Raw genomic sequence first — 12,789 nt, forward strand, 5'->3', positions numbered from 1 at the left:
GAGAAATGTGATTATTTTCAAAGGATGGATACGGTTTCAAATAGATTATTATTTGTATCAATGTCTGATACTGCAGGTGGAGCAGAAAATATCCTGCGTATGGTAGCAGAGGTAACAAACAGTCCATTAATATTTCTCAAACATGTATTCGATTCGCGCCTTTTCATACCAAAAAAACAGGAGGTAAAGCATTTGACTCAAGGGACGCTGTTGATAGGCTTTTTGAAACTTGTTAAGGAGCTATACCCTTACAGAAAAGATTACACGATCATAAGTACACATCCTTACCTAAATTCGTATTTAGGCCTACTCAAACGCGTTGGATACCTAAAATCAAACCTAATTGTCCGCGAATGTACTTCGGTATTTACCCGCTATACAGGTCTCAAAAAATTAAGCTATCAGATAGCTTATAAATTAGGTTATCCAGCCGTTAATTTAATCGTGTGCCAAACAGGAATTATGCGTAATCAGCTATTAGCGCAAAATAAATTTATCCCAGACGATAAGGCTGTAATAATAGAAAATCCGATTGACCTAAATCATATACTAAGAAATGCAGAAGCCCCTATAGATGAAAGCCTGAGAGATTCAGAATTTATCTGCTCAGCCGGCAGGTTAATTCCTGAAAAGGGCTTTTCAATACTAATCCGTGCATTTGAAAAAATTGCACGGCAGCATGAGAATCTAAAGTTATTGATATTAGGAGAAGGCAAAGAAAGGAAAAATCTACATACTTTAATAAAAGACACCGCTCTACAAGAGCGAGTAGTCCTAATGGGGCATGTTGATAATCCAATACCATACTATAAAAAAGCAAAACTATGTGTTGTCTCCTCTATTAAAGAAGGATTTCCAAATGTTTTACTTGAAATGATGGCCGTAAATGACTCCGTTGTTTCAACCCTTTGCGCCGGTGGCATTGAAAGAATACCTTCTATTTTTAAAGTTGAACCCAACAATATCAACTCTTTAACATCAGCTATAGGATTTGCCATTGCTGCTTATCCCAATCAGAAAGACAACGGCAAACAAGACTATCTCAAAGATCGCAGTCCTGAGCAATTTATTAATTCTATTCTGGAAGAGGTGCACCGGGTAAATAGCTTATAACTTTTAATAAAAAGACTCAAATAGTCTATAATTCATCTATAAACTTATATCTTATGAAAATTTTAGTCACAGGTACGGCCGGATTTATTGGCTTCCATCTAGCCAAACGTTTGTTAGAAAGAGGAGATACAGTAGTAGGTATAGATAACATCAATGATTACTACGATGTCAACTTAAAACACGATAGACTTATAGAAACAGGAATAGATGTGACAGCACTAGAATATGGTAAAAGTAGGATAAGTACTAAATATCCAAATTATACTTTTATTAAATTGGATATATGTGATAGTGAAGGTTTAGCGGCTTGTTTTGAAACTTTTCAGTTTGATGCTGTTTGCAACCTTGCTGCACAAGCAGGCGTAAGATACAGTATCACAAATCCTGAAGTTTATGTAGAGACTAATATAAAAGGTTTTTTGAATGTTTTAGAGTGCTGTAGAAATTTTAAAATTAAACACTTACTTTATGCCAGCTCATCGAGTGTGTATGGATTAAATAAGGTAATGCCTTTTTCTACACATGAAAGTGTAAATCATCCGGTTTCACTATACGCTGCATCTAAAAAAAGTAATGAATTAATGGCTCATGCTTATAGCTATTTGTTTAATTTACCAACGACAGGTTTAAGATTTTTTACAGTTTACGGTCCTTGGGGTAGACCAGACATGGCTTTGTATATTTTTACCAAAGCAATAATGGAAGGTGAAGAAATAGAAGTTTTCAATAGCGGAGAGATGAGTAGAGATTTTACTTATATTGACGATATTGTCGAAGGCATAGTTCGAGTAATTGATACTCCCGCACAAGCAGATCCAAATTGGAATGCGAAAAGTCCTGATCCTGCTACTTCAAAAGTACCCTACGCTGTTTATAACATTGGAAGAGGCGAACCGGTAAGTTTGCTGAATTTTATTAACGAAATCGAAAAACATACAGGGATTAAAGCTAATAAAGCCTTTCTACCTATGCAAGCTGGAGATGTTACCGAAACTTCTGCGGACATTAATGATCTAACGAATAAGCTTCATTACCAACCAATAACAAGCGTGGGAACAGGAGTTAAAAATTTTGTAAACTGGTACAACAACTATTATACAGCATCTTATCAAAATCAGACAAAAATTATACAAACCGCAAATGGTTTGTCATAATACTGTAACATAAGGTTTTTTAACAACTTTAATAATTTTACTTGAAAACAAAAATTTGAAAAATCACAACCAGCTAAATATCAAAACCTAACGAAAAAACTTTCAAAGTTAAATTAGATAACTACTTCATTATCTGCATTGTGTTTTAAATTACAAATCTTTTAGGTTTGCGCCCAAGATGTAAATTTAAAACACAAGAATTCATGCAGAAGAAAACAAAATTAATTACAAAAGTGCTAGTATTTAGCTCACTACTGTTTACAATTTTCACCTTTAGTCAATGTCAAAAAGAAGGGATAGAAAATCTAACAATTGATGCTCCTAACGATGCGGATTTACAAAGTGCTGTTTCAACAACTTCAACTTCTGTATTCACCGTAAATGCTTCAAAAGGTATTTCCGACGGCGGATTTTCGGTACGAATTCCGATGGACGCCAATTTAATAAGTGACACAAATGATAAGCCAAATGCTTCTACCGTAAGGGTATTTGAAAATGGTGTTGAAATAGGCCCTTCGCACTCTGTACACCAAGAAATCAGAAACTTAGGTAAAGGTCGTTTCAGTCATAAATCGGGTTTCTTGTTTCTTTCGGCTTCTGATAACTCAGATCCGAGAACCAATCGTAAGAAATACACCTATACTGTAGGCGATCAAAGCATTACAATACCTCCAGTTGTTCCGCCAACCGGTACCACAGATCCTCCAGTATCTACTAATGTACCTATCGGATATGCTTCTGTAAATGGTAAAACAACAGGTGGTGCAGGTGGTCAGACAGTAACTGTGTCAACTTTTTCTGCGCTTCAAAGTGCTGTATCATCCTCGGCATCGTTAATTATACAAGTATCCGGAACAATTACCGGTTCAGGACTACTTCGGGTAGAATCTAATAAAACAATCCTGGGACTTAGCGGCTCTAAACTGATCGGTGCTAGTTTGTTTATTTACGGAAAGAACAATATCATCATTCGGAATATGACAATCAGTAAAGTTAGAACCTATTCCAACATAATTATTAAAGGTGGTGCACACCACGTATGGGTAGATCACTGTGACCTTTCATCAGAATTGGTAAGTGATTGGGACTACTATGACGGATTGCTTGATGTAGGAACAGGTGCCGATTACGTTACACTATCATGGAATAAGTTGCACGATAACCATAAAGCTATGCTGATTGGTTTTAGTTATAATGAACCGGAATCTGTTGGTAAACTCCGTGTTACAGTACACAATAACTATTTTTACAATGTTTCAGAACGTTGTCCAAATGTAAGATACGGAACTGTTCATACCTTCAATAATTATTATGACAAAGCTGGGTTTGTTAGCGCTTTTATGGGAGCAATTGTAAGAGTAGAAAATAGTTATTTTAAAAACACTTCACTCCCAATCAGAACAGATCTTAGTAATGTACCGGGTGTTATCAGCGGTGAAAGTACCAATATATTTGATAACTCTGGAAAAAACAAAATTACGACATCGCCTTCAAACTGGGCACCTACTTACGAATATAAATCAGTACTTAGTACTGCTGCAAATGTCCCATCTATTGTGATGAAAGGTGCTGGCGCAACTTTATAATCAACAGAAGTAAGTTAAAATATTTAATTGCAAGGCCATCTGACTGTAAGTCAGGTGGCCTTTTGGTTCATGTACAATTCTTTTTAATTCCATTATTATGGCAGAAAATAGAAAAAAAGTATTGATAGCGTGCGATTCTCCGCGTACATTACTTGATTTTAGGGGCAAACTCATTGAAGAACTTATCAAGAAGAATGAGGTATTTGTTTATACCCCCAAGATTTCACAACAGCATGTTCAAGAAAGGCTAAAGAATCTTGGAGTAACTGTTTTTGAAAATCATCTGAACGGAAGTAATGTATCGATCCTCTCCGATCTTACATACATGACTCAATTATACAAGCTTATCAGGAAACTAAGACCGGATATTTTCTTCCCCTACACATTTAAGCCTGTAATCTATGGAACTATTATAGCAAAGCTTTGTGGAATAGATTGTATAACTCCGATGTTAACCGGACTGGGGTACAATTTTACCGATAATGGTTCAAAAAAAAGTATAGTGAGTCTGATAACCAAAAAACTGCTTAAGTTCAGCCTGATGGAAAACCGGAGGGTCAGAATCATTCTTCAGAACCGAGATGATTATAATAAATTAATAGAATCAGGTATAATAGGAATTAAACATCAGGCATTTGTAGTAAATGGCTCTGGTGTGGATTTGGATCATTATGATTATTCTGAACCAGAAACCACTAATATCAGCTTTCTAATGATATCTCGCCTTATCAATGCAAAAGGTGTAAATGAGTTTTTTGAAGCAGCGGAAACCATCAGATCCAAATATCCGGATATAAAATTCAGGCTTATTGGTTCTTTTGATGATAATATTGACTCCATTAACAAAGAACTGTATTTCAAAATCCAATCTGGAGATACGGTAGAATATATAGGGCAAGTGGATGATGTAAGGCCATATATAAAAAACTCATCTATCGTTGTACTCCCTTCGTATTATGGAGAAGGTGTTCCTAGATGTATACTGGAAGGCATGGCCATGGGGAGAGCCATCATTACCAGCGATTCTGTCGGATGTCGTGAAACTGTAAATGTTTCACCTTCCTGTACTAATGGCTTTTTAGTTCCCGTAAAAAACATTCCAGCTCTTGCTTCCAAAATGGAGCACTACATAAATAATACCCGAGATATTATCTCGTATGGTATCAATGGGCGAAAATTCGCCAAAGAGAAATTTGATGTGAACCTTGTCAATGCAGAAATGCTTAAAATCATGAACGTTGGCTAGCTTGTACATCTAAAAAAACTATAGTTCTTTAAATACATTATTAGTCATGGCATATCGCTTGATCAATTTTCAACAATCGGAAGAATGGACAGCGTATGTCCGTAATTCTGTAAACTATGATTTTTATCATACCTGGCACTATCATTCACTAGAGAAAAATGGGGATCCATTTCTTTTCGTTTACGAAGAATCAGATGTCTTTATTGCTCTACCCCTGCTAAAAAGAGAAATTGCAAATTCAGGTTTGTATGATCTAACTTCTGTGTATGGTTATTCAGGGCCGATTTCCAATAGAAAATTTGCAGACATAAGTGACCAGATACTTGAAAATTTCAAATATTTCTTCTTAAACTTCATGAACACAGGAAGGTATATCTGTGTTTTCTGTAGACTTAATCCTTTCATTGACCAGAAGGTGTTAATTGAAAAAATAGGAGGAATTTCCGACAATGGTAAAACTGTATATATGGATTTATCCATTTCTATTGAAGAGCAAAGAACAGGCTATGAAAAAAGGATGGGCAGACAAATCAGGCACTTGAGAAAGATGCCTTACATTATTAAAGAAGCTAAAACTAAAGGTGAAATAAGGTCATTTACGGCCATGTATAATGAAAACATGCTCCGGTTGAAAGCAGAAAAAAATTATTTTTTTAACGAAGATTATTTTGCGGCAATCATTAAAGAGGATAGTTGCAAGTTAATCGTGATGTATGATGGAATTAAGATGATCTGCGGCGCAATTATTATGTGCTGTGGAGGTATAATCCGAAACCATCTGTCGGCCACAGCAGTCGATTATGTTAATCAATCGCCCAGTAAGCTACTCACGGACGAAATAAGTATAATAGGGAGACAGCTGGGAATGAAGTATTTCCACCTGGGCGGTGGTTTGGGAGGTCGAGAAGACTCCCTATTTAAATTTAAATCTTCCTTTTCAAATCTGTTTCTAGAAGATTCTACCTGGAAATTTGTATCAGATACATTCGTATACAATGACCTAATCAAAGAAAGAAAGAGCGATTTAAATATAAATTATTTTCCCTTGTACCGTTACCCTGAGATGATCATTAAATAAAATCAATCCGATTTCAAAATTCCGAATTCTTTTAAAAAACTAAATTTTTAACCATTAAATCTATATACTTTGAAAAATATATTTAATTATTCTGGAGCTACTATTAGTGACTTTGAGAATGCAATTGATCAGTTTGGTTGGGTTATATATGAAAACGCTCTTAGTGAAGAGCTGATTGCTCAAATTATTTATGACCTGGAACCTGCTTATTTGCAAAGAAGAGAAATCCAAACCCAAAACGGTATTGAAACAAATATGGAGGGTACCCTTCATCATTTATTGGAATGTGACAATTTTAGTTTACATTTTTTAGAACAAATGTTTTGTGATAAGGAAATGCGCTTCTTTTTAGGTGGAAACTACATCTTAAATGGGTTTAGCGCGGTTATTAACATGAAAAATGATAGGCCCTATGTTCAAAATATCCATCGGGATTTGAGAAGTTTTACCGGAAATATGAAAATGATGATCCAAATGATTGTGTTGCTTGATCATTTTACAGAAGAGAATGGCGCCACTTATCTACTTTCAGGCTCACACAAGGAAGATGTCAAACCAAGTGAGGAATATTTTTACAAACATGCTGACCGGGCGATAACAAAAAAAGGCAGTATTATCTTGTTTGATTCTAACTTATGGCATGCTGCCGGTAAAAATTACACTGAAAATGCCAGAAAAGTATTAACATTAAGTTTCACCAAACCATTCTTTAAGCCGATGTTTGATTTTCCAAGATATTTAGGTTATGAATTTGGAGAATCTTTAAGTGAAAGCTTAAGGCAGGTTGTTGGTTATAATGCCAGAATTCCAGCAGATTTGTACGAGTTTTATCAACCTCCTCATAAAAGAATGTATTTATCGAGTCAGGGTTAACAGTTTTTTTGAAAAAAATCAACTTCCAATTTTTATGAAAGATCAAAAAGAACTTCAGAAAACCATTGGAGGCTTTTTTCAGTTACAGCTCTCAAATGGCGAAGAATACTATCCTTCACTTATAAAATTAAATACAACTAGAAATGCATTAGAATATATATTGAGGGTTAAGGGGTACACTAAAATCTATGTCCCCTATTTTACCTGTGATACAATATTGGAACCTATGATAAAAATGGCTGTTCCATATGAGTTTTATACACTGGACAAACAGTTAGACCCTATAGTCGATTTTGAAATTGGATATACTGAATGCTTTTTGTATACCAACTATTTCGGTATAAAACAGCACACAGTAGAAAAATTAAGCAAAAACATTAAAAATTTAATTGTTGATAATTCGCAGGCCTTCTTTTCAAAACCAATAGATAAAATCGATACAATATATTCATGCAGAAAGTTTTTTGGTGTCTCTGATGGTGCTTACTTGCAACTTAATAGTAATCTCCGATTGAACATAGAAACGGACATATCTTTTGATAGATTGTTACATCTTATAAAGAGTATCGATATAGGAAGTGAAAATTCATATGGGGATTTTGTTGAAAACGATAAAAGTCTTGAAAATAACGATATAAAAAAAATGTCTGTTCTAACGCAGAAAATTCTTTCCGGAACTGATTATCAACACTGTGGAAAAACAAGAAAACAAAACTTTAAATACTTGCAAGAAAATCTGGGTACAATAAATGAGCTTGATATTGAAATGCCTCTTGATGCTGTTCCCATGGTATACCCTCTTCTTATCTCAAATGATCAAGTTAAAACTAAACTTATAGCGAATAAAATATTTGTTCCTACTTATTGGCCCAATGTTTTTAAGTGGACAAACGAACATATGTTTGAAAATCATCTGGCAAAACATCTTGTCCCACTACCAATAGATCACCGGTATACTATAAAAGATATGGAACGAATAATTTGTGTGTTGAAAGATATAATACGTGAACTAGCATCCTAACTCTATTGACTAGGCTCTTTATTTTTTGATTCACACTATGAATTTTCTTTTAAATAAGATGGATAATTTAGTTTATATAAGACCATTGGTTTTAAGTGATGCAAATGTCTCTTATCAGTGGAGAAATGATTCTGATATCTGGAAATATACTGAATTTAAACCTGATAGATACATTTCTTTAGAAACTGAGCAGGAATGGATAAAAGGCAAATTAGAGAATAAGGATGAACGACGATTTGCAATTTGCCTCAAAGAAAACAATCAATACATAGGAAATATTCAATTATTAAATATAAACAATGGACTGGCATCCTTTCATATATTCATAGGTGAGAAAAGCTTATGGGGAAACGGAATAGGCAAGCAAGCTACAAAGCTTATATTAAAGTATGCTTTTTTCGAACTAGGTTTAAAATGTGTTTTATTAGAGGTAAATCCATTAAATATTTCTGCTTGTAAAACTTACGAAAGAATGGGCTTTGTTGCAGTAGGCTCCAATGAAGGAACTGGATTTACCAAAATGAAATTAAATAAAAAAGAGTTTCCCATCTAACCTTAGTTCGCTTACTATCATGAGAAAATTAATCACTCTTTCTCACAAAGAGCAATGGATAGCCTACGTAAAGAATTCCGTAGAGTATGATTTTTATCATACCTGGCATTATCACACGTTAGATCAAAGTGGAGATCCCGTTCTCTTCGTATATGAAGAAGGAAATAACTACATCGCTTTACCTTTGCTTAAGAGAAAAATATCAGATTCCTCATTTTCAGATCTGGGTTCTGTATATGGTTATACAGGGCCTATTTCTAACCGCAAATTTGAAGATCTTGAAGAAAGTCTGATGGATAATTTTAAAAGCTCCTTTTTGGACTTTCTGGATAAGGAACATAATATTTCCGTATTTTCCAGACTCCACCCTTTCTTTAATCAATATTTATTAATCGAAAAATTTGGAGGTGTTTACAAGAATGGCAAAACTGTAGCGATTGATCTTACTATTCCACTTGAACAGCAGCGTAAAAAATACAGGAAATCCACTTATCAATATATCAAAAAAGCGTGGCATAATGGCTATTCAGTAAAAGAGACAAAAGATCTTGAAGATATCAGTGTTTTCTTTGACATATATACAGAAAACATGAGGCGGATTGAAGCCGGAGATTACTATTTTTTTAATAAACAATATTTTATAGACCTCATTAGTACAGATGAGTTTGACTGTCGTCTTATATTGGTTTATGCTGGCGATAAGATAATTTGTGGTAGCATAATTACCTGTACATGCGGCATAATTGAAGCCCATTTGGTGGCTACCTTAACTAAATATCTTCATAAATCACCTGCCAAATTTTTAACGGACGAAATTAGCATCCTCGGACGTAAATTAGGCATGAAGTATTACCACTTGGGTGGTGGTCTAGGTTTTAAAGAAGATACCTTGTTTAACTGGAAAGCTGGCTTTTCAGATCTGTTTTTAGAATATAAAAGTTGGCGCTATGTTGCCAATGAGCGAATATATAATTCCTTAGTTGATCGTATAGGAATTGATCCCAATAATAAGATTGATTACTTTCCCTTATACAGATGTCACTTTGTACCGGTAAATAATACAGTACTCCAATATTAGCTGATATAGGTTAACCTCCTGGTCTCGTATCCACCTAAAAATGTATTCTATGATTAAATTACTTACTCTTAACGAAAGAAACGAATGGAATTCTTACGTTAAACGTTCTTTTGTACATGATTTTTATCATACCTGGCATTATCATTCTTTAGACAATAGTGGTAATCCTATACTCTTGATTTATGAAGAAGGTGAAGACTTCATAGCCTTTCCGTTTCTCAAAAGAGTTATTCCTGATTCGCCTTTTTTTGATTTAAGCTCTGTGTATGGGTATCCTGGACCAATTGCAAGTAGAAAATTCGAACACCTGAATGAAGGATTAATCGATAATTTTAAAAAGTCATTTTTAAAATTTCTGAAAAACGAACAGATAGTCTCCGTATTCTCCCGATTGCACCCCTTTTTTGATCAGTATATTTTGATGAAGGAATTCAAAGGGGTTCATGAAAATGGACTTACAGTTGCGCTCGATCTGAATTTGCCTTTAGATGTTCAACGTAAAAAGTACGATCGTTCTACCTCTAGAGCGATCAAAAGGTGCCGTGATAAGGGATATTTCGTAAAGGAATCTAAACGACCAGAAGATATTGATATATTCATTGATATCTATACAGAAAACATGCGTAGAATCGGGTCCACAGAATACTATTTGTTTGACAAGCAATATTTTATAGACCTGATTCATTCGAATGAGTTTGATTGCAGATTATTATTGGTTTATTTAGGTGATGAAATAACATGTGCAACGATTATCTCTTTTTCGCACGGAATTATTCAGGCACATTTGGTTGCCACTAAAGCATCCTATTTAAATCAATCTCCTGCGAAATTTCTAGTTGATGAAATTACCATTATTGGACGCAAAAGGGGAATGAAGTTTTTTCATCTAGGTGGTGGGCTCGGATTTAAAGAAGATTCCCTGTTCCGATGGAAATCGGCTTTTTCAGATCTGTTCTTAAACTATAAAAGTTTCCGGTTCATTGCAAACCGCAAAGCATACAACTATTTGCTTGATAAGCGAGGAGTTGATAGAAAAATAGCAATTGACTATTTCCCTTTATACAGAGCTTCCATCGCCTTATTTTCCTCTCTATCATTTATCTAAAATTACTCTCATGAAAAAGTTATTATTTAGTGATAAAGTACATTCAAGATGGCTGATATTATTGATCGATCAGCTAATCGTAATCTGGAGCCTCTTTATATCTTTATTGTTGACCAAAAAAATTGAATCTGCTGAATTGTTTTACACCAGCGATATTCTGTACATAGGTCTGTACAGTGTGATTTCTATTTACGTGTTTATCAACATGAGAATTCATACAGGAATCATAAGATATTCCAATACAGAAGATATCTTTCGCGTATTCATGGCAGTGCTTATAAGCAGTATTGGTTTTATGCTTATCGGTAATCTGCTTGTTGCTCCATATTTTAAACTTCCGTGGCAATGGTTTGACAAAGCACTATTATTGAACTTTTTTATTTCTTCATCCTTGTTGATTATTTTGAGAATAGCCGTTAAACACATTTTTGGATATTTAAAAGATTTACAACCAGGAAATATAAAGGATAATATATTAATTTATGGGACTGACAACACGTCAATTCTGGTGAAACAAGCACTCGACACCTGTCAGGAAGCACCTATAAACGTGTTTGGTTTTATCGATGATGATCAGGATAAAATAAACAAACATATAGAACAAAAGAATGTATATCCGTCATTTTGCATAGAAACCCTTAAGAAAAAACATGCCATCAACAAGGTCTTATTAGTTGGTAACGATCTGAACATTAATGGTAAAAAGAAAGCAATTGAAAAATGTATAGAACTGGGCATTAAAGTCGTTACAGTGCCGTCCTCTGATAAATGGCTATATGGTAAATTAAGTCCTAGTCAGATACAGGATTTGAAAATTGAAGATCTTTTACAACGGGAACCTATTATCCTCAAGAAGAATAATGTATCAAAAGAGATAAAAGGAAAGAGAGTTTTGATTACTGGAGCGGCAGGTTCGATCGGTTCCGAAATTGTACGTCAGGTTTTAAACTATAAACCAGAGTATATCATCCTCTGCGATCAGGCAGAGACACCTTTACATGACCTTCAGCTTGAAATTGAAGATTATTATCCCGAAGCCAAAACCAAAATATTCATGGCCAACATCCAAAACAAAAGCCGAATGAAAACACTATTTGAAGAATTTAAACCACAGATTGTTTTTCACGCCGCGGCTTATAAACATGTTCCGATGATGGAAAACAATCCTACAGAAGCTATATTAACCAACGTATTAGGCACGAAAAACATATCCGATCTCTCGATAGATCATGAAGTAGAAAAGTTCATTATGATTTCTACAGACAAAGCTGTAAAACCCACTAATATTATGGGGGCGTCTAAACGTCTTGCAGAAATGTATATCCAATCGCTAAATAACAATAACATAGCATCCACTTCGGAAAACGTTGCAGCAAATTTTAAGAGTCTACATAAACCAAAAACTAAATTTATTACGACCCGTTTCGGGAATGTTATGGGATCAAACGGATCTGTCATTCCGAGATTTAAAGCTCAGATAGAAAAGGGAGGCCCCATAACAGTTACCCATCCCGAAATAACCAGATATTTTATGACTATTCCTGAATCTGTACAATTGGTACTGGAAGCTGCAGCAATGGGAAATGGAGGTGAAATCTTTATCTTTGATATGGGAGATCCGGTTAAGATTGTTGATCTGGCAAAGAACATGATCAAACTTGCTGGCATGGCTCCCGATAAGGATATCAAAATTGTTTTTACCGGATTACGCCCCGGAGAAAAGTTATATGAGGAGTTACTCCTTCTGGAAGAAGAAACTATTCCAACCCATCATCAAAAGATTAAAATATCTAAAATCATTGATTATAGCTTTAATTATGTTCATCGGGTTACAGAGGAATTATTACGCTTAAACAGCTTGAACAACGACTATGAAATGGTAAAAAAAATGAAAGAAATTCTACCAGATTTCATCAGTAATAATTCTAAATATGAGGAGCTAGACTTATTTGAGGTTAACTAGATCAACTTTTACATTTTTT

The 12,789-nt window shown here is 34.6% G+C and carries 11 protein-coding genes; all 11 read left to right on the forward strand.

Annotated elements, in window-relative coordinates:
• Positions 1-24: 24 nt before the first annotated feature.
• Positions 25-1,113 (forward strand): glycosyltransferase, encoded by a 1,089-nt coding sequence (locus tag CLV99_RS14410; protein ID WP_162850123.1) that lies wholly within the window; start codon positions 25-27, stop codon positions 1,111-1,113.
• 53 nt (positions 1,114-1,166) lie between these two features.
• A complete protein-coding gene (locus CLV99_RS14415) occupies positions 1,167-2,267 on the forward strand; it encodes an NAD-dependent epimerase (protein ID WP_133585222.1) in 1,101 nt (366 codons plus the stop codon).
• A gap of 233 nt (positions 2,268-2,500) precedes the next feature.
• Entirely contained in the window at positions 2,501-3,853 is a 1,353-nt protein-coding gene (locus tag CLV99_RS14420) for a pectate lyase family protein (RefSeq protein WP_246032776.1), read from the forward strand.
• A 97-nt stretch (positions 3,854-3,950) separates the two neighbouring features.
• Positions 3,951-5,099, forward strand: a complete 1,149-nt coding sequence (locus tag CLV99_RS14425) for a glycosyltransferase family 4 protein (RefSeq protein ID WP_133585223.1) — start codon at positions 3,951-3,953, stop codon at positions 5,097-5,099.
• Between the two features lie 46 nt (positions 5,100-5,145).
• A complete protein-coding gene (locus CLV99_RS14430; RefSeq protein ID WP_133585224.1) occupies positions 5,146-6,177 on the forward strand; it encodes a GNAT family N-acetyltransferase in 1,032 nt (343 codons plus the stop codon).
• Positions 6,178-6,246: 69 nt separating this feature from the next.
• The gene (locus tag CLV99_RS14435; RefSeq protein ID WP_133585225.1) at positions 6,247-7,050 is read left to right on the forward strand and encodes a phytanoyl-CoA dioxygenase family protein; all 804 of its coding nucleotides are present in this window, start codon (positions 6,247-6,249) and stop codon (positions 7,048-7,050) included.
• A 34-nt stretch (positions 7,051-7,084) separates the two neighbouring features.
• Complete coding sequence (locus CLV99_RS14440) at positions 7,085-8,071, forward strand: hypothetical protein (RefSeq protein WP_133585226.1); 987 nt, start codon at positions 7,085-7,087, stop codon at positions 8,069-8,071.
• Positions 8,072-8,129: 58 nt separating this feature from the next.
• Positions 8,130-8,624, forward strand: a complete 495-nt coding sequence (locus tag CLV99_RS14445) for a GNAT family N-acetyltransferase (RefSeq protein ID WP_133585227.1) — start codon at positions 8,130-8,132, stop codon at positions 8,622-8,624.
• A gap of 19 nt (positions 8,625-8,643) precedes the next feature.
• Positions 8,644-9,702, forward strand: a complete 1,059-nt coding sequence (locus CLV99_RS14450; RefSeq protein ID WP_133585228.1) for a GNAT family N-acetyltransferase — start codon at positions 8,644-8,646, stop codon at positions 9,700-9,702.
• Positions 9,703-9,751: 49 nt separating this feature from the next.
• A complete protein-coding gene (locus CLV99_RS14455) occupies positions 9,752-10,807 on the forward strand; it encodes a GNAT family N-acetyltransferase (RefSeq protein WP_133585229.1) in 1,056 nt (351 codons plus the stop codon).
• A 10-nt stretch (positions 10,808-10,817) separates the two neighbouring features.
• Positions 10,818-12,770 (forward strand): polysaccharide biosynthesis protein, encoded by a 1,953-nt coding sequence (locus CLV99_RS14460; protein WP_133585230.1) that lies wholly within the window; start codon positions 10,818-10,820, stop codon positions 12,768-12,770.
• Positions 12,771-12,789: the final 19 nt, after the last annotated feature.

Origin of the sequence: Sphingobacterium yanglingense (assembly GCF_004363245.1) — a bacterium.
Classification (GTDB): domain Bacteria; phylum Bacteroidota; class Bacteroidia; order Sphingobacteriales; family Sphingobacteriaceae; genus Sphingobacterium; species Sphingobacterium yanglingense.

What these genes read in the sequence shown, in the direction of transcription:
- CLV99_RS14450 (WP_133585228.1), top strand. Translation starts at nt 8,644, where the DNA reads ATGAGAAAATTAATCACTCTTTCTCACAAAGAGCAATGGATAGCCTAC.
- CLV99_RS14460 (WP_133585230.1), top strand. Translation starts at nt 10,818, where the DNA reads ATGAAAAAGTTATTATTTAGTGATAAAGTACATTCAAGATGGCTGATA.
- CLV99_RS14415 (WP_133585222.1), top strand. Translation starts at nt 1,167, where the DNA reads ATGAAAATTTTAGTCACAGGTACGGCCGGATTTATTGGCTTCCATCTA.
- CLV99_RS14425 (WP_133585223.1), top strand. Translation starts at nt 3,951, where the DNA reads ATGGCAGAAAATAGAAAAAAAGTATTGATAGCGTGCGATTCTCCGCGT.
- CLV99_RS14440 (WP_133585226.1), top strand. Translation starts at nt 7,085, where the DNA reads ATGAAAGATCAAAAAGAACTTCAGAAAACCATTGGAGGCTTTTTTCAG.
- CLV99_RS14410 (WP_162850123.1), top strand. Translation starts at nt 25, where the DNA reads ATGGATACGGTTTCAAATAGATTATTATTTGTATCAATGTCTGATACT.
- CLV99_RS14455 (WP_133585229.1), top strand. Translation starts at nt 9,752, where the DNA reads ATGATTAAATTACTTACTCTTAACGAAAGAAACGAATGGAATTCTTAC.
- CLV99_RS14430 (WP_133585224.1), top strand. Translation starts at nt 5,146, where the DNA reads ATGGCATATCGCTTGATCAATTTTCAACAATCGGAAGAATGGACAGCG.
- CLV99_RS14445 (WP_133585227.1), top strand. Translation starts at nt 8,130, where the DNA reads ATGGATAATTTAGTTTATATAAGACCATTGGTTTTAAGTGATGCAAAT.